Source organism: Photobacterium rosenbergii, from assembly GCF_033022775.1.
Lineage (GTDB): Bacteria > Pseudomonadota > Gammaproteobacteria > Enterobacterales > Vibrionaceae > Photobacterium > Photobacterium rosenbergii_A.
The window spans coordinates 1-22,389 of the sequence record NZ_JAWJZI010000033.1; the positions used below are offsets into that span (position 1 = coordinate 1).

20 protein-coding genes and 5 tRNA genes are annotated in these 22,389 nt (G+C 51.5%); 13 read left to right on the forward strand and 12 right to left on the reverse strand.

Features of this window, described 5'->3' with window-relative positions; all coding sequences use genetic code 11:
* Window positions 1–74: transfer RNA gene (locus R2X38_RS26055), tRNA-Pro, on the reverse strand.
* Window positions 75–359: 285 nt separating this feature from the next.
* Between R2X38_RS26055 and R2X38_RS26060 the strand changes: the two genes are divergently transcribed.
* Both R2X38_RS26060 and smrA read left to right on the forward strand, forming a co-directional pair.
* Entirely contained in the window at window positions 360–500 is a 141-nt protein-coding gene (locus R2X38_RS26060; RefSeq protein WP_107350385.1) for a DUF3149 domain-containing protein, read from the forward strand.
* A gap of 219 nt (window positions 501–719) precedes the next feature.
* Entirely contained in the window at window positions 720–1,301 is a 582-nt protein-coding gene (gene smrA, locus R2X38_RS26065; protein ID WP_317525266.1) for a DNA endonuclease SmrA, read from the forward strand.
* An 84-nt stretch (window positions 1,302–1,385) separates the two neighbouring features.
* Here smrA and R2X38_RS26070 read toward each other — a convergent pair whose 3' ends face one another.
* From R2X38_RS26070 to R2X38_RS26090, 5 genes are all read right to left on the reverse strand, one after another.
* Window positions 1,386–2,000, reverse strand: a complete 615-nt coding sequence (locus R2X38_RS26070; RefSeq protein WP_317525267.1) for a LysE family translocator — start codon at window positions 1,998–2,000, stop codon at window positions 1,386–1,388.
* A gap of 125 nt (window positions 2,001–2,125) precedes the next feature.
* A complete protein-coding gene (locus tag R2X38_RS26075; RefSeq protein ID WP_317525268.1) occupies window positions 2,126–3,034 on the reverse strand; it encodes a LysR family transcriptional regulator in 909 nt (302 codons plus the stop codon).
* Window positions 3,035–3,111: 77 nt separating this feature from the next.
* Window positions 3,112–3,588, reverse strand: coding sequence for a Cys-tRNA(Pro) deacylase (gene ybaK / locus R2X38_RS26080; protein WP_317525270.1), 477 nt, complete (start codon window positions 3,586–3,588; stop codon window positions 3,112–3,114).
* Between the two features lie 147 nt (window positions 3,589–3,735).
* The gene (ushA, locus tag R2X38_RS26085) at window positions 3,736–5,409 is read right to left on the reverse strand and encodes a bifunctional UDP-sugar hydrolase/5'-nucleotidase UshA (protein WP_317525271.1); all 1,674 of its coding nucleotides are present in this window, start codon (window positions 5,407–5,409) and stop codon (window positions 3,736–3,738) included.
* Window positions 5,410–5,628: 219 nt separating this feature from the next.
* On the reverse strand, window positions 5,629–6,990 hold the full coding sequence (locus tag R2X38_RS26090) for a Na+/H+ antiporter NhaC family protein (RefSeq protein ID WP_317525272.1): 1,362 nt from the start codon (window positions 6,988–6,990) through the stop codon (window positions 5,629–5,631).
* Window positions 6,991–7,319: 329 nt separating this feature from the next.
* On the opposite strand from R2X38_RS26090, the gene R2X38_RS26095 reads away from it, so the two are divergent.
* Entirely contained in the window at window positions 7,320–9,203 is a 1,884-nt protein-coding gene (locus R2X38_RS26095; RefSeq protein WP_317525273.1) for a methyl-accepting chemotaxis protein, read from the forward strand.
* A gap of 89 nt (window positions 9,204–9,292) precedes the next feature.
* Here the strand turns inward: R2X38_RS26095 and kdsA are convergent, their stop codons facing one another.
* From kdsA to hemA, 6 genes are read right to left on the reverse strand one after another with little or no spacing between them, the layout of a single operon-like run.
* Window positions 9,293–10,147 carry a 3-deoxy-8-phosphooctulonate synthase gene (kdsA, locus tag R2X38_RS26100; protein WP_317525274.1) on the reverse strand — a complete coding sequence of 285 codons (855 nt, stop codon included), beginning with the start codon at window positions 10,145–10,147 and terminating at the stop codon, window positions 9,293–9,295.
* Between the two features lie 39 nt (window positions 10,148–10,186).
* Window positions 10,187–10,999, reverse strand: a complete 813-nt coding sequence (locus tag R2X38_RS26105; RefSeq protein WP_317525275.1) for a SirB1 family protein — start codon at window positions 10,997–10,999, stop codon at window positions 10,187–10,189.
* A gap of 2 nt (window positions 11,000–11,001) precedes the next feature.
* Window positions 11,002–11,382 carry a SirB2 family protein gene (locus R2X38_RS26110; RefSeq protein ID WP_317525276.1) on the reverse strand — a complete coding sequence of 127 codons (381 nt, stop codon included), beginning with the start codon at window positions 11,380–11,382 and terminating at the stop codon, window positions 11,002–11,004.
* A gap of 13 nt (window positions 11,383–11,395) precedes the next feature.
* Window positions 11,396–12,244: a peptide chain release factor N(5)-glutamine methyltransferase gene (gene prmC, locus R2X38_RS26115; protein WP_317525277.1), complete on the reverse strand. Its 849-nt coding sequence runs from the start codon at window positions 12,242–12,244 to the stop codon at window positions 11,396–11,398.
* A complete protein-coding gene (gene prfA, locus R2X38_RS26120) occupies window positions 12,244–13,332 on the reverse strand; it encodes a peptide chain release factor 1 (protein ID WP_317525278.1) in 1,089 nt (362 codons plus the stop codon). The genes prmC and prfA overlap by 1 nt, the downstream gene beginning before the upstream one ends.
* A 51-nt stretch (window positions 13,333–13,383) precedes the next feature.
* Complete coding sequence (gene hemA / locus R2X38_RS26125; protein WP_317525279.1) at window positions 13,384–14,646, reverse strand: glutamyl-tRNA reductase; 1,263 nt, start codon at window positions 14,644–14,646, stop codon at window positions 13,384–13,386.
* Window positions 14,647–14,891: 245 nt separating this feature from the next.
* Between hemA and lolB the strand changes: the two genes are divergently transcribed.
* From lolB to R2X38_RS26175, 10 genes are all read left to right on the forward strand, one after another.
* Window positions 14,892–15,524 carry a lipoprotein insertase outer membrane protein LolB gene (gene lolB / locus R2X38_RS26130; RefSeq protein ID WP_317525281.1) on the forward strand — a complete coding sequence of 211 codons (633 nt, stop codon included), beginning with the start codon at window positions 14,892–14,894 and terminating at the stop codon, window positions 15,522–15,524.
* 8 nt (window positions 15,525–15,532) lie between these two features.
* Entirely contained in the window at window positions 15,533–16,396 is an 864-nt protein-coding gene (ispE, locus tag R2X38_RS26135; protein WP_317525282.1) for a 4-(cytidine 5'-diphospho)-2-C-methyl-D-erythritol kinase, read from the forward strand.
* A gap of 32 nt (window positions 16,397–16,428) precedes the next feature.
* Window positions 16,429–17,376 carry a ribose-phosphate pyrophosphokinase gene (locus R2X38_RS26140; protein WP_146157111.1) on the forward strand — a complete coding sequence of 316 codons (948 nt, stop codon included), beginning with the start codon at window positions 16,429–16,431 and terminating at the stop codon, window positions 17,374–17,376.
* 239 nt (window positions 17,377–17,615) lie between these two features.
* Complete coding sequence (locus R2X38_RS26145; protein WP_317525283.1) at window positions 17,616–19,619, forward strand: bifunctional metallophosphatase/5'-nucleotidase; 2,004 nt, start codon at window positions 17,616–17,618, stop codon at window positions 19,617–19,619.
* A 135-nt stretch (window positions 19,620–19,754) separates the two neighbouring features.
* A complete protein-coding gene (gene pth / locus R2X38_RS26150) occupies window positions 19,755–20,345 on the forward strand; it encodes an aminoacyl-tRNA hydrolase (protein ID WP_317525284.1) in 591 nt (196 codons plus the stop codon).
* 90 nt (window positions 20,346–20,435) lie between these two features.
* The gene (ychF, locus tag R2X38_RS26155) at window positions 20,436–21,527 is read left to right on the forward strand and encodes a redox-regulated ATPase YchF (RefSeq protein WP_039458871.1); all 1,092 of its coding nucleotides are present in this window, start codon (window positions 20,436–20,438) and stop codon (window positions 21,525–21,527) included.
* Between the two features lie 304 nt (window positions 21,528–21,831).
* Window positions 21,832–21,908: transfer RNA gene (locus R2X38_RS26160), tRNA-Met, on the forward strand.
* A 30-nt stretch (window positions 21,909–21,938) separates the two neighbouring features.
* A tRNA-Leu gene (locus tag R2X38_RS26165) sits at window positions 21,939–22,023 on the forward strand.
* Window positions 22,024–22,084: 61 nt separating this feature from the next.
* Window positions 22,085–22,159 (forward strand) — tRNA-Gln (locus R2X38_RS26170).
* A gap of 45 nt (window positions 22,160–22,204) precedes the next feature.
* Window positions 22,205–22,281: transfer RNA gene (locus R2X38_RS26175), tRNA-Met, on the forward strand.
* Window positions 22,282–22,389 lie beyond the last annotated feature (108 nt).

Genomic DNA, 22,389 nt, shown 5'->3' on the forward strand with positions numbered 1-22,389 from the left:
TCGGTGAAGAGGGATTCGAACCCCCGACCCTCTGGTCCCAAACCAGATGCGCTACCAAACTGCGCTATTCACCGACGAAATAAGTAAAAAGCCTTTGAAACTCTTTACTTGAATCAGCATCGCTGCTGAGGTGGCTTATAATACTCAGCCAAAGAATTTACGCAAGCAGAAATGCTCATTTTTAAAAAAAACCATATCCAATTGCTCACAGAACTATCAACCAAGGCGAAAAAGTGATCGCAACCGCACTAGTTAACACAAAGTTAATACAACCCGTAAACCATTGATCCAGATCATCACAACATTTTCGCTGCATTGTTTATCTTATGACCACTATCCCGCGACCTAAAGGAATACTTATGGATTTTTGGTTAGATCTACTATTTGGTAATGCCGTAGGCCTGTCGTCAATGATCGTTATCTTTGTCACACTGGGATTAATGTTATTTTTTGGCGGGTACTTTGTTTACAAAGTACTGTCAGCACCCTCTCCTCACTAGAGCCATTTCGCAATGTCATCTGCTTGCGCCAGGGTCCAAATTGTCGGTTGTGGCCCTGGATTTATTTCCATTCCCTTTAAGTATTAACTCTCAGCTCCATCATTCACCTTTTTATGCCATCCCCATCCTGAAAACTACCCTGCAATTATCGCTCAAACATGCAACTTGGAAAGACTTGGGTATATAATCGGAAATATATGCCTTCAACCCTGAAACACCATGTCTGAGAACGATGAATTAGATCTCTTCCGAGAGATGATGGCTGATGTCGCTCCTATCAAACAGGACCAAGTCGAAGTCACCCACAAACACCAAGTTACCGAAGCCCAGCTCGCAAGACGCCTGGCAGCACAGACCCTGTCCGACGGCGATCCTGAATACCTGTCTCTGGATTACGCCAATATGGTCAAACCCGATGATATGCTGGCATTCAAACGTGATGGGGTACAGGAAGGCGTATTCCGCAAACTCCGCTTGGGTAAATACGATATCCATGCCCGCCTGGATCTGCACCGCAAAACCCTGAAAGATGCCCGTGACGAAGTCGTTAAATTCCTCCGCCAATGCCAGCGGATGGATATCCGTACCGTGATTATCGTCCACGGCAAGGGTGAAAAATCCAACCCGCCGGCAATGATGAAAAGCTACGTCGCAACCTGGCTGGAGCAGATTTCCGATGTGATGTGCTACCACTCCGCACTGCGCCAACACGGCGGCAACGGTGCACTCTATGTGATGCTAAAAAAGAGCCCAGAGCGCAAGCTGGAAAACCGCGAGCGTCACACCAAGCGACAAGGCTAAACGAGCACTCGCTATCAATTACGCATGAAAAAAGGAGCCCGAGGCTCCTTTTTGCGTTTAATTCATTGATATTTTCATACTAGCTTACGCTTGGATAATCACCCGCATTGCAAGCAGGATCAGCACCACGCCAGAGAGCCTATCAATCAGCTGTGCCTTGGTCCGCAGCTTCTCAAGTACTTTCGGGTTCGACAGCACGAAGGCGATCAGGGTATACCACAGGCCGTCCACCAGCAGGGGCGTTGCCACAATAATGGCACGGCTACTGAGCTCTGTCCCGACAGCCACAAACTGGCTGAACAGTGCCAGGAAGAACAGTGCCAGCTTGGGGTTGAGCAGTGAAATCATCGCGCCATCACGGGCAGCTTCCACCAGGCTGGTTGATTGACCCGCCGCCAACTTAGCCGCAACACCTCCTTTCGAGCGCAGGGCATTGACCCCAAGGTAAGCAAGGTAAGCTGCACCGGCATAGGTAATGACACTAAACAGGGTCGGTGACTGCTTGAGTACCACCGCAAGGCCGAGCAAGGTCACCAAGGCATAAACGCCGACGCCAGAGGCATGTGCCCAGGACGTGACGACACCGTGCAGGCGCCCTCCCGCCAAGCTGTGCTTGGCAACAACAGCCAAGCTCGGACCCGGCGACATTGCCCCGAGCATACATATCATGAGTAACGAAAGCCAAATACTGAATGTCATTGTTAGTTCCTATCCGCTAGAGCTAATTTTTCTGATAGACCGACTCTAGCAACTGAAGGTTATGCAAGGAAATCAAAAGAAATCATCTTAGCCATGATTTGAAATCATAGCTAAGCTAGTTCCCACTAAATCGAATACATTGAACCCCTCATCACCGTAAGCACCTGCTCACGGAACCAACGGTGGGCTGGGTCATTTTCGTAACGAGGATGCCAAATCAGCCAGTAACTATGCTCCGGCTTAGGGATCGGGAGAGCTTTGTAGGTGATCGGCAGCAAAGCCTGCATATTGTGGGCAATGTGCTCAGGCAGTACCATCAACATATCAGTACGAACCAAGGCCTGGAAAGCCGCACTGAAGAATGGGACTGAAAACTGTACATCACGGCTTAGCCCCTGCGCTCTCAGCTCCCGCTCAACAAAACTGTCTTTATCGCCCCCGGCTGAGACCCGCATATGCGGGAAATCGACGAGCTGCTGTAATGACAAAGTAGATTGCTTGGCCAGAGGGTGCTGATCGCGCATTGCACACACCGGAAAATCCGATCCGATGTGGGCACCACACAAGCCTTCGGGGATTTGCGGCAGCATGGTGGACACCAGCTGAATATCAAGGTCTGCCAAATGGGATAAGTATTCCGGCGACCACAAACGGTAACTGATATTGGCCCTCGGTGCCTGTTGCTGCACCCGCTCGACAATATCGGGCAAGATGTACTGGGCGACATAATCGGAGGAGGCCAAGATCATCGGCCCAGTCCAATGCTGCGGTGAGAAATCTTGCTCGTCCAGAAGCCCCTGACAACTGGCAAGGATTTTGTCGACCTTGTCCTTGAGCTGCTGCGCCTTAGGAGTCGGCAACAAGCGGTTGCCTTCTCTTATCAGCAAAGGATCACCGAACAGCTCGCGCAGCTGGGTAAGCTGGCGGCTGACGGCTGACTGGGTCACACACAGGCGCTCAGCAGTGCGGCTGACATGCGACTCTTCCAGCAATACCTGAAGGGTACGCAGCAAATTCAAATTGATGTTTTGCATGACTCCCCTTTAGTGAAAACAAGATATTGATAAAGCTAGGCTTAAAGCTGGGTTATGGAAAACTAGATTATTGAAAATCAACGCTTTGCCAGTGGCGCAAACTGCCCGCCGGTCAAAGTGAGCAGATCAGCAGGCGCCAACTCGATTTCCAAGCCCCGTCGCCCGGCACTGACACAGATGGTCTCGTACTGCTCGGCTGAGGCATCAAGAAAAGTCGGTAGGCGTTTCTTCTGCCCCAAAGGACTAATGCCTCCGACAATATAGCCCGTGGTTTTCTCTGCGATTTGAGGATCGGCCATATCGGCTTTCTTGGCACCCGCCGCCTTCGCCGCCGCTTTCAGATCAAGCAAGCCCGCGACGGGTACAATCGCCACCGCCAGTTTTTTCGGATCACCATTGAGTGCAAACAGCAAAGTTTTGAACACCTGATTCGGATCCTGCCCTAGCACCTCTGCCGCCTCCAGACCAAAGTTGGTATTGGCCGGATCATGCTGGTACTGGTGGATGGTATGGGCGATTTTCTTTTTCTTGGCAAGATTGATAGCAGGTGTCATAGCCGCTCCGGTTCCGTTTCCAATTAACGACAGCCACTATAGCCCAACACAATTGATGCCAAAAGAAAAAAGACGCTTTGGCTAAATTGGAGCCATTAAAAAGCCCTGCATGTGCAGGGCTTTGTTCATTAGCACTAAACGCGATAGTTAGCGGTAAACCATCTCGCCTTTTGGTGCGAACGCATTGACGTCAATCGGGCTGTTGGTCTGCAGGAATTCCTTCAGTACTTCTGCATCAACAAAACCAGTATTCACGTGACCTGAGTGTTCAGTGATCTTAGGATAACCATCACCACCTGCAGCGTTGAAGCTCGGTACGGTGAAACGGTATGTCTCAGTCAGGCTCAGCGGCTTGCCACCGATCTTCACATCGCTCACTGTACCGTTGGCTACGGTCATTGAGATACCGTAGAACTGGGCATAGGCACCAGAGTCAACCGGCTTGGTTGCAACGACATTCAGGTAGTCCATCACTTCGCTACCCGTCATATCGGTGTAAGTTACGATATTGCCGAATGGCTGAACCGTCAGCACATCCTTGTAAGTGATATCACCACCAGCAATCGAGTCGCGGACACCGCCCGAGTTCATAACAGCAAAGTCAGCCTTGGCACGCTGCATGTGAGATGCAGCAATCAAACGCCCCAGGTTAGTCTGCTGGAAGCGAACCACATTACGGTCACCTTCAAGCTTGCCGTTGGACTCGGCGATCTTGATATTCAGCTGCTCCTGACCGCGCTCCTGGAATGGCTGTAGGAAGGCCTTCACTTCGGCATTCTGGGCAATCTCGTCCTGGATAAACACACGCTGTTTAGAGCCGTCAGCCATTTTCACTTTCTTCTTCAGGTTAACCGGGATCAGATCATAGCTAACCATCTGCAGTTCACCGTTCTGGAACTCAAAATCCGCACGGCCCACATATTTGCCCCACTCATGGGCCTGGACAATCCAGGTACCGTTCTGCTGATCCGGCTGACAGTCGTCACCCGGATTGAAGTTCTTGTTGTACATGCTTGGGCCTTCCATGCACACCGGCTCCTGGGAGTGGCCACCGACAATCATATCCAGCTCACCGGCAGGCAGGTAACGGGCAAGGGCCACATCACCCGGCGCATTGATGCCGTGGTTACCGTTGGCGTAGTGGCCCATGTGGGTTGCCGCAATGATCACATCAGGATTTTCCGTTGCCTTCAGCTGCTCGATCACCTTCTTGGCTTCTTCCTTAGGATCACGGAAGTCAACGCCACCGATATATTCCGGGTTACCGATCTTCGCCGTATCTTCAGTGGTCAGGCCGACAACCGCAATCTTGATGCCTTGCTGCTCGAAGATCTGGTATGGCTGGAATAGACGCTCACCGGTTTCCTTGTCGTAGATGTTGGCCGACAGCATCGGGAACTCGGCCCACTCCTCCTGCTTGCGCAGTACTTCCATCGGGTTATCGAACTCGTGGTTACCCAATGCCATTGCATCATAGCCCAGCATGTTCATGCCCTTGAAGTCCGGCTCTGCATCCTGCAGATCAGACTCTGGCACACCGGTATTGATATCACCGCCAGATAGCAACAGGGTTGTCCCGCCTTCAGCAGCCACTTCTGCACGGATCTGATCCAATAGCGTCTTGCGCGCCGCCATACCATATTCGCCATAAGAGTTTTGCCAGAAACGACCATGGTGATCGTTGGTGTGGAGAATGGTTAGCTTATACGTTTGATCAGCCTGCCAAGATGGCGCTGTGGTGTCAGATTGGCTCGCGCAGCCTGCCAGGGAGGCCAGAATCGCAGCGGTTAGCGCTGCCTTGGTGAAAAAGCGTTCCTTCATTGGGGGTCACCTTAACCTAATTATGTGATTTCACAAGAATTGACAAGCGTCAGTTTAAGTTATTTGGTGAACGCTGTTGTATGGTTTTCATCATTATGTTGACTAGATCACCATACTGGCTTCGCATTTTCATAACGGTGGGATAACAAGCAAAAAAAAGCCTCACTGGCGTGAGGCTTCTGCTATTATTTCCGGTTTTCGAATCCGACCTGGCTGCTATCAGGCCGTGGCCAGCTTACGTGCCGGGTGCTTGATGAAAATTGCTGCGATGGCGGCGAAGGCCAAGAAGAAGCAGTAGTAGGAATGGCTCACCACCTCCAGCGGCGACAGGCCGAATACCGAACCCAGCAATAGTGCCTGAGCACCGTATGGCAACACGCCCTGCACCACGCAGGAGAAGATATCGAGCAAGCTTGCCGAGCGGCGTGGTGTGACACCATTTTCTTCCGCCAGTTCACGTGCTACCCCACCAGAGACGATAATCGCCACCGTATTGTTGGCGGTACAGCAGTTGGTCAGGCCCACTAAACCAGCAATACCCAACTCGCTAGCACGCAGGTTCTGATCTTTAGAATGCTGCTTGCTGAATACTCGGATCACCTTGCTGATCAGTTGTGTCAGGTAAGCGAGGCCACCCTGACGGCGCATCAGCTCGCCCATGCCGCCGATCAGCATCGACAGCAGGAAGATCTCCTGCATGTTACCGAACCCAGCATAGATATCCTGGCCGTAGGTCGACAGGCTGTAATCAGGCGTGCCGAATAAGCCGATACCACCCGCGAGTAAAATACCGATGCTCAACACCACGAAAACATTCAAGCCAGACACCGCCAATACCAAGATAGCGATATAAGGCAGTACTTTCAGCCACTCAACGTCCGTAGTTGCGGGTACTTCAGTCGGCGTGCTGCTGAATAGGAACAACAGAATCGCAGCAATGGCCGCAGGCAGGGCAATGCGGATATTTTCGCGGAACTTGTCTTTCATCTGGCAACCCTGCGAGCGGGTCGAGGCAATCGTGGTATCCGAGATAATCGACAGGTTATCACCGAACATCGCACCACTGAGTACCACACCGGCGGTCAGTGCTACATCCATACCGGCAGTTTGGGCGATACCCAAGGCAACCGGCGCCACTGCCGCAATGGTGCCCATTGAAGTGCCCATCGCGGTTGCAATAAAGGCAGAAATCACAAAGATACCCGGCAGGATCATGCTCGCCGGCAGCATCGACAAGCCAAGATTCACCGTGGCATCCACACCACCAGTGGCTTTGGCAACCGAAGCAAAGGCACCCGCCAATAGGTAAATCATGCACATAGCAATAATATCGCTATGACCTACCCCTCGCAGGAACTGCTCAATCGCCTTGTTGAGCTTTTCCTTACTCAGCAGGATGGCTGCAATCACCGCAGGCAACGCAGCGACTGGGGCTGGCAGTTGGTAGAAAGCAAAATCTACACCTTGCAAGGTCAGGTAAGTACCAACACCGATAAACAAGGCCAAGAAGATCCCCAGAGGGAGTAATGCCAACGCGGAAGGAGTCGGCTCGCTAGAATGTTGTTGTGTATTGTTCGACATGATGACTACAGGACATCTATTTTAGAAATTGCGCCTAGACTAAGTGTTGTTAATGGCCGCGTCAACATCTAGACGTCTAAACATCCAAAATAATCATCATCACCAGCACAATAAACTCATCAAGCATTAATACAACAGCACGCATATCACCTACCAATAAACCGTCAATATATTGACGAAAACATCCTTATTTTCGTCAACCAAAAGTCATGAAAAATCATCAGGTTGTTTTTTTTTCGACCAAGGCCACTTTTCCGTGCAACGGGCAGAAAATCGCTATAGAATCCGCCTCGCAGACACCTCCCCCACCTGTTGTTGAGATAAAGACAATGACGCTAACCTTGAAACAGAAACTCATTGGCGCCAGCCTTTTTGCTGTTGTGATTATGGCAACGGCATTAACATGGCTCGCCGCCGACCAACTCTTTGACCAGACCCGACAGGGTATTTATGCCCGGGCAGAAAGCCTAGCCAGTGCCGCCAACGAAGGCATTGGTGACTGGGTGCAGATCCGCCGCGATATCGCCAGTTCGTTCAATGACTACAGCGGCGAAGAAAACGTAGTGCCCTACTTACAGTTAGCACGAAAAGCTGGCGGCTTCGACGATATTTTCTTTGGTACCCCGGCTGGCGAGATGTTCCGCTCCCACCCAGAGCGTAACCGTGCCGACTATGACCCGCGCACCCGCCCTTGGTATGGCGATGCAGTTAGTGCGAACCGCCAAATTGTCACCACCGCTTACCGCGATGCCATCACCAATGCCTTGCTGATCACTATTGCCGAGCCGGTACGTAAAAACGGCAGCCTGCAAGGTGTCGTCGGGGCCGATGTACTGATTGACCAGCTGGTCAATGATGTGATCAATTTGGATGTTGGCAAGAATGCCTACGCCATGCTGATCAACAAACAAGACAACACCTTTCTTGCCCACCCTGACGAGTCTTTGATCCTCCAGCCGATCAACCGTTTCAGCAGCGAGCTTAACATGGCGCAGATCGACGATGCCGCCCGTACAGGCAGCATCGAGATGGCTACTATCGATGGCAAAGAGAAGCTGTTCTACTTTGCTGCCGTACCGGGAACAGACTGGGTACTGGGCCTAGAGATGGATCGCGCTACAGAAGAAGCAAGCCACACCACCCTGCTGCGCCAGCTGATTATCACCTCGATTGTGATCACCCTGATTGTAGTGGCGATTTCCGCCACGCTAGTGGGATACCTGTTCCGCGATCTGGCCCGAGTCTCTGAAGCCCTGGCTGAAATTGCCACCGGTGAAGGTGACCTGACCCAGCGCCTAGAGCCTCGTAGTGACGACGAAGTGGGCCAACTTGCCCATAACTTCAACCGCTTCGTCGGCAATATGCATACCATGGTGTGCAAACTGAATGATGTCTCGAACTCGCTGACCCAGCAGGCACATGTTACCGCTTCTCAAGCTGAAGAGCGCAGCACCCGCATCCAGCACCAGCAGGACGAGATCAATATGGTGGCAACCGCCATCAACGAAATGGCGGCGGCAACCCAGGAAATTGCTGGCAATGCCGACAACACAGCCCGTACTGCCGGTGAAACGGTCGAGGTGTCTGATCACGGTGCAACTCAGGTCGGTCAGAGCCAGCACTCCATTACTAGCCTAGCGACTGAAGTGGATACGGCGACAGGTGTGATCAGCGAGCTGAACAGCCACGCCCAGAGCATCAATACCATTCTGTCTACGATTCAGGGAATTGCCGAGCAGACCAACCTGCTTGCACTCAATGCTGCGATCGAAGCTGCCCGTGCCGGCGAGCAAGGCCGGGGCTTTGCCGTGGTTGCCGATGAAGTCCGCGTACTGAGCCAGCGTACCCATGCCTCGACGCAGGAAATCCAACAGATGATCGAAACCCTGCAGCAGACCACAGGCAAAGCCGTCGGGATCATGGAAGACAGCCGCAAACTGGCGGAAACCAGTGTCGATGATGCCAACTCGGCCTCGGCCAGCCTGTCTCAGATCAACAGTGCAGTGACCAACATCAGTGATATGGCTACCCAGATCGCCTCGGCTGCAGAAGAGCAGTCATCGGTAACATCGGAGATTACCCGCAATACCGAAGGGATCCGTGATGTGTCCAACGAACTGGCAGTAGAAGCCAGCGAGGCAGCCAAGCAAGCCGCTGAGCTATCTGAGCTATCATTCCAGCTACAGCAGGAAATCAGCCGCTTCAAGTTGTAAGCGAACAGCTCATTACGCTAAAGCGACAGCAATAAAAAAGGCGATACCGAAAGGTATCGCCTTTTTACTAACAGCAACAATATGATTTGTTACTTGATTTCGATCTCTTCGAAGCCTTTGACTAGGTCATCAAGCTGCTTCAACTGCGCTAGGAATGGCTCTAGCTTGTCCAGTGGGAAAGCCGAAGGGCCGTCACAGCGAGCCTGATCCGGGTTCGGGTGCGCTTCCATGAACAGGCCTGCAATCTTAGTTGCCAAGCCAGAACGCGCCAAATCAACAGTTTGCTCACGGCGACCACCAGAAGCGGCACCGTTTGGATCACGGCACTGCAGGGCGTGGGTCACATCAAAGATGATCGGGCTGCCTTTAGACGCCTTTTTCATTACGTCGAAGCCCAGCATATCAACCACCAGGTTGTCATAGCCGTGCAGCACACCGCGCTCACACAAGATGATATTTTCGTTGTCGCACTCTGCGAATTTTTCAACGATGTTACCTACTTGGCCCGGGCTCATGAACTGAGGTTTCTTCACGTTGATCACCGCACCGGTTTTCGCCATTGCCTGAACCAGATCAGTCTGGCGAGCAAGGAAGGCTGGCAACTGGATAACGTCAACCACATCGGCAACTGGCTGGGCCTGGTACTGCTCGTGGATATCAGTGATGATTTTCACGCCGAAGGTATCTTTCAGCTCTTGGAAAATCTTCAGACCTTCTTCCATACCCGGACCTCGGTACGAATGCACAGAAGAGCGGTTAGCCTTATCGAAAGAAGCCTTGAAGACATAAGGAATGCCTAGCTTGTCTGTCACTTCAACGTACTTTTCACAGATCTGCATCGCCAGATCACGTGATTCCAGCACGTTCATACCACCGAATAGGACAAACGGCTTATCATTGGCAACATCGATATCGCCAACGCGAACAACTTTCTGTTCCATCATCTTCTCTCTTCAATTTTTGTTAGCCAAAGCCCACAGCAATTAATGCAGGGTTAGCGGCTCTTTGTTGAGTTCTTTGACCTGAAGCTTCAGCAACTCGGCGGCTGGGTCTTCAGGGCATTGCTCGATAAAATATTCGTAATCCAGGGCAGCGGCATGGCCACACTCTAGCTGCTGATAAATATAGCCGCGATCACGGATTTCGTGCGGGTCGCCAGGACGGAAAGCTCCCAACACAACATCGCTGCAATGCAACGCTTCGGCAAACAATCCTTCGCGCAGCAATGCGCTTTTCATCACCGTCAACCAGCGTGCCAGCACATCATAGTTGCCGGCTGTTGCAAAGTGTTCGCTGCGCAGCTCGGTAAACGGCCCTTTGTGGCCTTTCAGCCAGGCTGACATAACATGCTTGCTCAGGTACTCACCATCAAACGGGTTGATAAACTGAGGTTCGCTGCCGTACCACTCTACCTTAAGGACAAACTGGGTCGGGAATGCCACAGCGCTAACCGGCAGATCCAGACGCTGCGCCAAAAACAGGAACAAGGCCCCTAAAGACACCGGGATCCCTTTCTTGCGCTCTAGCACTTTGTCGAGGAAGACGTTGTCGGATGAAAAGTATTGCTCGTGATCGCCAATAAAGCCCCACTCGCGGTAAAACAGGCGGATCAAGCCCTCAAGACGCAAGTAGCTATCGGGCTCATCCATCAAGGCCTGCTCGGCCTCCTGGGCAAGACGTTCCAACTGGATGCTGACCCAGCCAGCAGGGAAACGCGGATCCACCGCTTCTGTCATCGCAACCGCGCCATCCACCAGCGGCATCTGCTCCAGTTCTTGTTCGGTAAAGCGTAACATGGTTATCCTAGGAAAGAGGTTTTGGTCATTGCTATTTTGGCGGCGGCCATTACCCAGCCCAGCGAGCCGAAGAAGGCAAAGGTCTTGAAGACCTTGTTAGAGCCCATCTTGAGGGTGAAGTAGCCAAGCGCAATATAGGCCAGTACACAGCTAAGCTTCTGCGTCATCCAGCCACCAGCTGCCGTGAACGGCACGAAACCGGTTATGAAAATCAGGATCACACCGGTAAGCAATAACACGGTATCCACCACATGGGGTGTGATTTTCAGAAACTTTTTCTCGTTCAATGACGAGTTGGCCATCATCAAGCAGTAACGCAAGATAAACAAAGTCACGCTCAGCGCGATAGCCAGCATATGTAGGTGTTTTACAGCGGTATACATTGTTGTTATCTCTCTATCCTTGCCAGCGGCCCATGGTCACACGATCCAGGCCAGCATAATCCTGTGCTGTGGAAACCTCATGGTAACCCAGCGCGTCTAAAATACCACGTACAGCCGAACCTTGCTCGTAACCGTGCTCCATTAACAGCCAACCGCCTGATTCTAGGTGTTGGCGACCCTGTTCGCTGATCACTTGGATATCAGCCAAGCCGTGATCCTCAGCGACCAAGGCACTCTTGGGCTCAAACCGGACATCACCCTGTTCAAGGTGGGGATCCGCTTTGTCGATGTATGGCGGGTTGCTGACAATCACCGCAAAACGCTCTTGCTCTGTCAGCGGGCTGTACCAGCTACCAGAAAGAAAGCGTGCATTGGCAATATGCAGGTTGGTACGGTTTTCCTCGGCAAGCGCAGCGGCTTCGGGGCGCAGATCAATACCAGTAACGGCAATATCGCGTCGCTCAGAGGCGATTGCCAGCGCTATGGCACCGGTTCCAGTTCCCAGATCCAGCACCTTGCAGGCATCGGCAGGCAGTTTTTCCAGAGCCAGCTCCACCAACCTTTCGGTATCCGGACGCGGGATCAAAGTGTGGGGTGCCACTTTTAGTGGCAGCGACCAAAACTCTCGCTCGCCGACAATATATGCCACCGGCTCACCGGTCAGGCGCCTTGCCATCACAGACTCAAAGGCTGCTTGTTGGGCAGCATCCAATTCTTTTTCCGGCCAGGTTAGCAGGTAACTGCGGGGCTTATCGAGGACATGGCACAGCAAAACGGCGGCATCGATATGCGGGCTGTCCGAGCCCGCTTCACTCAATGCCTTAGCCGCCAACTTAAGCTGGGCGTCTATCGACAGGGTCATTAGTTCTGCTCAGCCATAGCTGCTAGCTGATCGGCCTGATGTTCTTGCAGAACCGGCTGGATCAAGCTGTTCATATCGCCTTCCATCACTTCGTTCAGGCGGTAGATAGTCAGGTTGATACGGTGATCAGAGACACGGCCCTGCGGGTAGTTGTAGGTACGGATACGGTCTGAACGATCACCAGAGCCAAGCAGGTTACGTCGCGTACTCGCCTCTTCGGCATGGCGCTTCTCTTCTTCAGCCTGGATAATACGGGCTGCCAGCACAGACATCGCTTTCGCCTTGTTCTTGTGCTGTGAACGCTCGTCCTGACACTCGACCACGATGCCGGTTGGCAAGTGGGTAATACGGATAGCAGAATCCGTGGTGTTAACGTGCTGCCCACCGGCGCCCGATGCACGGAAGGTATCGATTTTCAGATCGCCCGCATTGATTTCTGGGATTTCCGCTTCAGGGATCTCCGGCAGTACCGCAACTGTACAGGCTGAGGTGTGGACACGGCCCTGGGATTCAGTCGCCGGTACACGCTGAACACGGTGACCGCCTGACTCAAACTTCAGGGTGCCGTACACCGCTTCGCCGCTGATTTTGGCGATCATTTCCTTGTAACCACCGTGCTCGGCATCGTTGGCACTCATCACTTCAACACGCCAGCCGCGTGATTCTGCGTATTTACTGTACATACGGAACAAATCACCGGCGAAGATACCCGCTTCATCGCCACCCGCACCAGCACGGATCTCAACGAAGCAGTTGCGCTCGTCGTTTGGATCTTTCGGGATCAGCAGAACCTGAAGTTCATCTTCAAGACGGATGATCTCCGCTTTTGCTTCCTTGACTTCTTCCTGCGCCATCTCGCGCATTTCAGGATCGTCTTCGTTAGCCATCTCTTCAGCAGTTGCCAAATCCTCTTTGGCTTGCTGGTAGGCCTGGAAGCATTGGGTTACTTCCTCCAGCTGTGAATATTCACGGGAAAGCGCACGGAACTTGTCCTGGTTACCAATAACTTCTGGATCACCTAGCAGATGCTGGACTTCTTCATAACGCTCAACCAGCGTTTCTAATTTCACTAAAATTGAAGGTTTCATATAGGTTTCTACTGTATTCCACTAAAGGCAGGGAAGGTTTCCCTGCCAGGATTAATTCTTTGCGGTATCTAGCCCTAGTGTCTCGCGGATCACCGCCAGCTTTTCCGGCTCGCCATCTTTGGCGGCCTGCTGCATCGCGCGGGTAGGCGCATGGATAAGTTTGTTGGTCAGCTTATTGCTGAGCTCAACCAACACTTTTTCAGGATCGCTGCCATTGGCCAGCGCCTGCAAACTGCGAGTGAGTAAATCTGACTTCAGATCTTCTGCCTGGCAACGGTATTGGCGAATACTGTCTACCGCTTCCAGCGAGCGGATCCAACTCATGAATGCCGCACTCTCCTCACTGACAATCGCTTCAGCCTGTATCGCCGCCACTTTACGCTGTTCACGGTTTTTCTCAACAATACTGTGCAAATCATCGACAGAGTAAAGGTAAGCGTCGCTGAGCTCCCCGACTTCCTGCTCAATGTCTCGCGGTACCGCAATATCGACCAGCAGCATAGGTTGATGACGTCGTGCCTTGATGGCCTTTTCGACCATGCCCTTGCCGATGATCGGCAGCGGACTGGCCGTCGAGCTGATCACAATATCCGCGCGGTGCAGGTGCTCAGGGATTTCTGGCAAGCTGATCACTTCCGCCCCGAACTCCTGAGCCAAGTTTTCGGCCCGCTCCTTGGTCCGGTTGGCAACAATCAATTGGTTACAGCCCTGCTCCACCAAGTGGCGAGCAACCAGTTCAATGGTTTCGCCGGCGCCAACCAGCAGCACCGTCGCTTCCTCGAGCGATTCGAAGATCTGTTTTGCCAATGTACAGGCGGCAAAAGCCACCGAAACCGCATTGCCACCAATATCAGTTTCGGTACGCACCCGTTTCGCCACAGTGAACGTTTTGTGGAACAGCTTTTCCAACATTCCCTGAATAACTTGATTATCACGGGCATCAGAATAGGACTGCTTGACCTGGCCGAGGATCTGCGGTTCGCCCAATACCAGCGAATCAAGCCCACATGAAACCCGCATCAGGTGACGCACAGCAGCCTGCTCTTCATGGAAATACAGGCTTGGCATCAGCTCTTCGGTACTGATCTGATGGAACTTACTCAGCCAGTCAATCATGAGCCCGGGGCCTTGCTGCGCCACATCGCAATACAGCTCTGTACGGTTGCAGGTCGAGACGATCACCCCACTGTGAACCTCAGGATGGTCCTCCAGCTGAGCTAAGGCCTGCTTCATCTTTTCTGGCGAAAACGCAACCCGTTCACGCAAGTCTACCGAGGCTGTTTTATGGTTTATTCCTAGTGCAAGCAATGTCATGGAGACGGTGTACCACTTCGCCGATGAAATATGATGTAAGGGCGGATTTTACTTGATGCCCCCACTTAATTAAAGAACGCAGATCGAATCTACATGGCAATAACCCACATAAATTAGCATTCAATTATTCATAGGATAGAAAAAAAGAGTGATATCAACCTTCCTTTTCCCGAGAGAAGGAGTTGGAAATCTTAAGATTTTACCGCTATTGTTTGGCAACAATACTCATTAAAAAAGTGATAACGATGATGTCAACATTGCGACATGCCCGCCATCCTTTTGCCCGCATTCCCCGTAAAGCCCCTTGGTTTGCCCTTATCCTTTCATTGCTTGCAGGTTGTGCAACCCAGCCTCCACAGACAACCGAAACGGACTGGGAAAGCCATGAACAAGCCCTTGAAGCCCTCTCAAGCTACCAGGCTAAAGGCAAGCTGGGCTATAAGGGCCAACAGCGTTTTGGTGCCAATCTGATCTGGGATACCACCGCAAACAGTGATCACCTGCTACTCACCAACTTCCTGGGCTCAACGCTATTAAAGCTCGATGCTACTCCGAGCCGTGTAACCCTAGTTGACAACAATGGCAAAACTCACCAAGGCACCAATGCCAGCGCGTTGGTATCCAGCCTGACGGGTATCAACCTGCCTGTTGAGCAAATGCGTGACTGGCTGATTGGCTTGCCGACAGCAGCGGATACCTACCAGCTCAACAACGAAAACCGGGTTGGCTACCTAGCCAAACGTGTCGATGACAAACTGTGGCAACTTGATTACAACGAGTATGACTACTCGGTAAGCCCGGCCCTACCCAAGCGCATGGTCTTGAGCTCGGCCGGCACCAGCATTACCCTTATCATCCATCAATGGACCATTAACTAGAGTACGCTATGATCACCCGCACCACCGAATGGCCGGCACCGGCCAAACTGAACCTGTTCCTCTATATCACCGGCCGCCGCGCGGACGGCTACCACGAGCTGCAAACCCTGTTTCAGTTTCTTGATCACAGCGATACCCTGACCATCACAGCCAACAGCAGCGATCAAATTACCCTGACGCCCGCCATCGACGGAGTAAAAACCGAAGACAACCTGATCTACCGCGCCGCCGATATGCTGCGCCAGAAAGCCGGGATCCAGGCCGGGGCAGACATCCACATCAACAAAATCCTGCCGATGGGCGGCGGTCTTGGCGGTGGCTCATCCGATGCAGCAACCACTCTGGTTGCCCTCAACTACCTTTGGCAGACAAATCTCAGCGTCGAGGAGTTGGCCGAGCTGGGCTTGGCACTCGGTGCCGATGTACCGGTGTTTGTCCGTGGAGTCAGTGCGTTTGCCGAGGGGGTCGGTGAGCAATTACAACCTGCCGAGCCGGAAGAAAAGTGGTATCTGGTTGTCAAACCAGAGGTAAATATTGCTACGGTTGATATTTTCACCCATCCGGGGCTAAAAAGGGACAGCAAAAAACGGTCTTTAAGTGCACTGTTGGCAGGGGTTTACGAAAACGATTGCGAAAAAATCGTCAGATCACTGCACCCTGAGGTTGATAAGGCGCTTTCGTGGCTGTTAGAATACGCGCCGTCGAGATTGACCGGCACTGGCGCTTGCGTGTTTGCTGAATTTAGCACCCATGAAGCGGCCATTGCAACCCTGAATAAATTACCTGACTGGCTCCAAGGATTTGTCGCAAAAGGTGTCAACACATCTCCCCTTTTGACAGCCTTGAACGCACATTCTACGGATTGTCAGTAACTACAACTTGGACGCAACCTGAGGTTTCCACCGTGCCTGATATGAAGCTGTTTGCTGGTAACGCGACACCAGAACTAGCCCAACGCATTGCTGACCGTCTTTACATTTCTCTAGGAGACGCAACAGTTAACCGTTTTTCCGACGGTGAAGTCTGTGTTCAGATTAATGAAAACGTTCGTGGTAGCGACGTATTTATCATTCAATCTACTTGTGCGCCAACCAATGACAACCTAATGGAACTGGTTGTTATGATCGATGCGCTACGCCGTGCTTCTGCAGGCCGTATCACCGCTGTAATCCCTTACTTCGGTTATGCTCGCCAAGACCGCCGCGTCCGTTCTGCCCGTGTGCCAATCACGGCTAAAGTCGTTGCCGACTTCCTGTCAAACGTTGGTGTTGACCGCGTTCTGACTGTTGACCTTCACGCTGAGCAAATCCAGGGCTTCTTCGATGTTCCTGTAGACAACGTGTTCGGTAGCCCAGTACTACTAGAAGACATGCTAGCGAAGAACCTGGAAGACCCAGTGGTTGTTTCTCCAGACATCGGTGGTGTTGTTCGTGCTCGCGCTATCGCGAAACTACTAGACGACACTGATATCGCTATCATCGACAAGCGTCGCCCACGCGCCAACGTTTCTCAGGTTATGCACCTGATCGGTGACGTTGAAGGCCGCGACTGCATTATCGTTGATGACATGATCGATACTGGCGGTACACTATGTAAAGCGGCTGAAGCGCTAAAAGAGCGCGGTGCCAAGCGTGTATTCGCTTACGCCACTCACCCAGTATTCTCTGGCAGTGCGCCACAGAACATCCGTGAGTCTGTGATTGACGAAGTTATCGTAACTGACTCAATTCCTCTAACTCAGGAAATCCAAGATACTGGCCGTGTATCGGTGCTAACCCTATCTGGCATGCTTGCTGAAGCTATCCGTCGCATCAGCAACGAAGAGTCAATCTCGGCGATGTTCCAGCACTAATTCTGGACAGCCAAAGAGATCCAGCGCCCCGCCATGTGCGGGGCGTTTTTTCATCCACAAGAGAAAGATAACCCTATAAGAAATAATACAAAATATGTTGATTTTGCTACCCGACCTTCAAAAATTAATTTAGGTAAATTAATTAGAGTTCCAACTCAACTGCAGATCACAAAATTTTGCTCGCCTGTTGTATATATTCCAGCACCTCTGTGACATATACCTACAACAAGAGACAAAGCATGAAATTTACTAAACCACTCATTGTGTTATCGGTCGGTTTAGCCTTAGCAGGCTGTAACTCAAGTAGCTCAGACAATAAAACACTTCTAGATACCCCTTTTGATTTAACCATTGCTCATGTTAACGACACCCACTCAAGTTTTGACCCGGTAAAATCGAGCTTCAAAGTTGCTAAAACTAAGGTTTACAACGAATTTGGGGGCCACCCTCGCCTGCTCACTGAGGTTAACAACTACAAGGCCGAAGCCACTGAAAACAATGACAGCATACTATTCCTGCATGGTGGTGATGCTTGGCAAGGCAGTGCTTACTTCAAATTGAACGAAGGCAAAATGAATGCTGATATTCTGAGTCAGATGGGCTTGGATGCAATGGCATTGGGTAACCACGAATTCGATCTTGATAACCAAAAATTGAATGACTTTATCGATTCCATCAACTTCCCGGTACTTGCTGCAAACATCGACACCAGTAACGATGACGATCTAAAGGATCAAACAAACCTCAAGCCTTATATGGTTTATGCTTTCGACGGTAATACGAAAGAAGTGGTAACAGATCTTGATAACCTGCCGGCAGATAAACATATTGCTGCTGTTTTTGGCTTAGTGCTTGATGATATGCCTAATATCGCGCCAAATACTGGCGATATTATTTTCAAAGATATGGTGCAATCAGCTCAGGCAACGGTTGATATGCTCCACGCCAAGGGGATTAACAAAATTATTGCCGTTACCCATATCGGTAACGCGATTGATCTAGATGTTGCATCTCAAGTAAATGGCATCGATCTGATTGTAGGTGGCCACTCCCATACACTGCTTGGCGACTTCACCAATCTAGGAATGGCCAACAACGGCACTTACGCCGAAATTGTCACCAACCCTGACGGTAAAGGCCTGACCTGCGTGGTTCAAGCTGGTGAATACGCCCAGGCTATCGGCAAAACAACCGTCGCCTTCAATGGACAAGGCGCTATCACCCGCTGTAATGGTAACAACACCCTGCTGAGTAACGATGAGTTCTACGATTCACCGGCCCGGGAGGAGAGCAATAAGTTCAGTGAACAAGAAACCGCAAGTGTCGTAAGCTTTATCGACGGCCAAGAAAATATTGCCGTTGTCGATGAACACGAAAAACTACGCCAGCATATTGATACCCACTACAAACCAGCAGTGGATGCAGCCTACGGCGAAATCATTTCAACAGCCCCTAGCGAGATCAAACACGAACGCCGCCCAGGAGACAACGGTTTCGACAAACATGGCTCAGATGTAGCCCCAATCGTTGCAGCAGGTCAATATTACTGGGCTGCAACCACAGAAGTCAGTAGCATTGCAGGGATAGAAGCTGACTTTTCACTTGTCGGTGCCGGTGGCGTAAGAACCGATATTGCTGCGGGTGATCTGCGTGAAGGCAACATCTCACTCGAGCTACTGCCATTTTCCAATTTCATGTCTATCGTGCCGCTAGAAGGCTCGGTCATCAAAGAGCTAATCACCAGCACGGTCAGCGCAACCCTGCCTGCAGGCTCTCACGCAGGTAAATTCCCTTACGGCGGTAACCTGCGTTACACCTTCACAGAGGACAATGCGGGTATCGACGGCACACTAACGTCAATCGAGGTTAACGAAGGGTCTCTCGATGCCCCGGACTGGGCGCCATTGCAGGACGACACCACCTACAACGTTGCGATGAACAACTACAATGCAACTGGCAACGATGGCTGGACGCCATTGTTTGAAGCCCAGAAAACGAGCTCCGGCCGGGTTGACCTTGCCTATGTGAATGGCCAATTGACCGCATTTGCTGTCGAGCGCATTGAGGAAGATGACAATGGTAAATACAAAGTCATCTACAAAGATCAAGGCATCGACTGTGATGACTCGTCCTTTAGTTGCAGTACCGATGCCCAAGCCGTTATCAACTACATCAAAGCGAACCACCCAACATTGGAGCCAATTAGCTACGAAACCGTCACCCTTGAGCGAGTAGAGCAGTAACGAGTTTCTATCAGCGGCCTCCCCATAGCTAAATGCCCTGCCATGTGCGGGGCATTTTTCGTTTAGATATCAATTTTTCCTATTTTGATATAACATAGCGCGCGATTTTACAGCCCCTAGACTTGAGAGATCAGTGTGAGTAACGATATTCGCCTACTTGTTGGCCTAGCAAATCCCGGTGCCGAATATGCCAGGACCCGTCATAATGCCGGTGCCTGGGTGGTAGAAGAGCTGGCCCGTATACACAATGTCAGCCTTCGCGAGGAAGCCAAGTACTTTGGCCAAACCGGCCGGATCCAGACCAATGGCCAGGATCTTCGCTTGTTGATCCCATCTACCTACATGAACCTCTCGGGTAAATCGGTAGCTGCACTGGCGAAATTCTTCCAGATCAAGCCAGAAGAGATCATGGTTGCCCACGACGAACTTGACCTGCCTCCGGGCGTCGCCAAGTTCAAGAAAGGTGGTGGCCACGGTGGCCACAACGGCCTGCGTGATATCATCAGCAAGATGGGCAACAACAAAGATTTCTACCGCCTGCGGGTTGGCATCGGCCATCCGGGCGACAAGAACAAGGTAGCTGGCTTTGTCCTAGGCAAAGCACCTGCCAAAGAGCAGGAAAATATCGATGCCGCGGTTGATGAAGCTGTACGTTGCATGGATATTTTGCTCAAAGATGGCTTAAACAAAGCCCAAAATCGACTACATTCATTCAAAGCTGTCTAAGCCGAATACTGTAGCCAATACTGAATTTATTTTTCGGCAGCGAGTCTGCCGGACTGTTTTACCGAACAATTACCAAAAGGGTTTCAAACCATGGGTTTTAAATGCGGAATCGTCGGCCTGCCTAACGTAGGTAAGTCCACTCTTTTCAACGCCCTGACCAAAGCAGGGATCGAGGCAGCGAACTTCCCGTTCTGTACTATCGAACCAAACACAGGCGTGGTGCCAGTGCCGGATCTGCGTCTTGATGCCCTGGCAGCTATCGTTAACCCTGAGCGTATCCTGCCGACAACGATGGAATTCGTTGATATCGCCGGTTTGGTTGCGGGCGCATCAAAAGGGGAAGGTCTGGGTAACAAGTTCCTGGCCAACATCCGTGAAACCGATGCGATCGGCCATGTCGTACGTTGTTTCGAGAACGAAAACATCGTTCACGTAGCAGGTAAGATCCACCCGCTCGAGGATATCGAGGTGATCAACCTAGAGCTTGCTCTGGCTGATCTTGATACCTGTGAGCGTGCTATCCAACGCCAAGCCAAGCGTGCCAAAGGCGGTGACAAAGATGCCAAGTTCGAAATCACTGTACTTGAAAAGATGCTACCGACCCTGACTGAAGGCGGTATGGCTCGTTCGGTTGAACTGAGCAAAGAAGAGTTCGCGGCGATCAGCTACCTGAACTTCCTAACGCTCAAGCCAACCATGTACATTGCCAACGTTAGCGAAGATGGCTTCGAAGACAACGAATACCTGGACATGGTGCGCGAGCACGCGGCAAAAGAAAACGCGGTGGTTGTGCCGGTATGTGCGGCTATCGAGTCGGAAATTGCTGAACTTGACGATGCTGACCGCGAGGAGTTCCTGGCTGACATGGGTATCGAGGAGCCAGGTCTTAACCGTGTGATCCGCTCTGGTTACGAGTTGCTGAACCTACAAACTTACTTCACCGCGGGTGTGAAGGAAGTGCGTGCATGGACAATCCCTGTTGGCGCAACTGCTCCTCAGGCTGCGGGTAAAATCCACACCGACTTCGAGAAAGGCTTCATCCGTGCAGAAGTCGTTGGTTACGACAACTTCATCGAGTTCAACGGCGAGAACGGCGCGAAAGAAGCGGGCAAATGGCGTTTGGAAGGTAAAGACTACATCGTTAAAGACGGTGATGTGGTTCACTTCCGCTTCAACGTTTAATAAAGCCCAGCGCTTTTTACTGCTTTCAAAAGCCAGCCATTGTGCTGGCTTTCTTTTTATCGGCCAGGCGGCAAATAACCCGGCCCAATCGGCCTTATAGATATCCCCTTCTCACAGGTGCTAAAACGCATAAAAGCAGTTGTTTAGCATGGCAAACGCCCAGTTCGTCCAAATAAGCACCGAACAGGCGGGTTTTTTCAAGATATTCAAAAAAACTATTGACGCTATTGGCTGGTATGAGCATAATGCGCCCCGTTCCCAACACAGCGGCCAGACAGGTAAGCTGCTAGGAAAACAACAAGATGGCTACGTAGCTCAGCTGGTTAGAGCACATCACTCATAATGATGGGGTCACAGGTTCGAATCCCGTCGTAGCCACCATCTCCTTTCTTCGGAATCGAGATACAATGTGCGGAAGTGGCGAAATTGGTAGACGCACCAGATTTAGGTTCTGGCGCCGCAAGGTGTGAGAGTTCAAGTCTCTCCTTCCGCACCATTATTCTTCGGTTGAGCTTTAACAGCTTGATTGAATGCAAGACTCTGAAAAGAGCACCTGCAGGTCTATCGCCAAGCGGTAAGGCAACGGGTTTTGATCCCGTCATTCCCTGGTTCGAATCCAGGTAGACCTGCCATCTTTACAAGGTTGTTGATTACTAGTATAGTCGGCAACCCATGTTGGCTACGTAGCTCAGTTGGTTAGAGCACATCACTCATAATGATGGGGTCACAGGTTCGAATCCCGTCGTAGCCACCATCTCTCTTCTTTTGAAGTGAGAAACAATTTGTGCGGAAGTGGCGAAATTGGTAGACGCACCAGATTTAGGTTCTGGCGCCGCAAGGTGTGAGAGTTCAAGTCTCTCCT

Coding starts and splice junctions, on each gene's coding strand:
- R2X38_RS26060 (WP_107350385.1), top strand. CDS start 360: ATGGATTTTTGGTTAGATCTACTATTTGGTAATGCCGTAGGCCTGTCG.
- smrA (WP_317525266.1), top strand. CDS start 720: ATGTCTGAGAACGATGAATTAGATCTCTTCCGAGAGATGATGGCTGAT.
- R2X38_RS26070 (WP_317525267.1), bottom strand. CDS start 2,000: ATGACATTCAGTATTTGGCTTTCGTTACTCATGATATGTATGCTCGGG.
- R2X38_RS26075 (WP_317525268.1), bottom strand. CDS start 3,034: ATGCAAAACATCAATTTGAATTTGCTGCGTACCCTTCAGGTATTGCTG.
- ybaK (WP_317525270.1), bottom strand. CDS start 3,588: ATGACACCTGCTATCAATCTTGCCAAGAAAAAGAAAATCGCCCATACC.
- ushA (WP_317525271.1), bottom strand. CDS start 5,409: ATGAAGGAACGCTTTTTCACCAAGGCAGCGCTAACCGCTGCGATTCTG.
- R2X38_RS26090 (WP_317525272.1), bottom strand. CDS start 6,990: ATGTCGAACAATACACAACAACATTCTAGCGAGCCGACTCCTTCCGCG.
- R2X38_RS26095 (WP_317525273.1), top strand. CDS start 7,320: ATGACGCTAACCTTGAAACAGAAACTCATTGGCGCCAGCCTTTTTGCT.
- kdsA (WP_317525274.1), bottom strand. CDS start 10,147: ATGATGGAACAGAAAGTTGTTCGCGTTGGCGATATCGATGTTGCCAAT.
- R2X38_RS26105 (WP_317525275.1), bottom strand. CDS start 10,999: ATGTTACGCTTTACCGAACAAGAACTGGAGCAGATGCCGCTGGTGGAT.
- R2X38_RS26110 (WP_317525276.1), bottom strand. CDS start 11,382: ATGTATACCGCTGTAAAACACCTACATATGCTGGCTATCGCGCTGAGC.
- prmC (WP_317525277.1), bottom strand. CDS start 12,244: ATGACCCTGTCGATAGACGCCCAGCTTAAGTTGGCGGCTAAGGCATTG.
- prfA (WP_317525278.1), bottom strand. CDS start 13,332: ATGAAACCTTCAATTTTAGTGAAATTAGAAACGCTGGTTGAGCGTTAT.
- hemA (WP_317525279.1), bottom strand. CDS start 14,646: ATGACATTGCTTGCACTAGGAATAAACCATAAAACAGCCTCGGTAGAC.
- lolB (WP_317525281.1), top strand. CDS start 14,892: ATGATGTCAACATTGCGACATGCCCGCCATCCTTTTGCCCGCATTCCC.
- ispE (WP_317525282.1), top strand. CDS start 15,533: ATGATCACCCGCACCACCGAATGGCCGGCACCGGCCAAACTGAACCTG.
- R2X38_RS26145 (WP_317525283.1), top strand. CDS start 17,616: ATGAAATTTACTAAACCACTCATTGTGTTATCGGTCGGTTTAGCCTTA.
- ychF (WP_039458871.1), top strand. CDS start 20,436: ATGGGTTTTAAATGCGGAATCGTCGGCCTGCCTAACGTAGGTAAGTCC.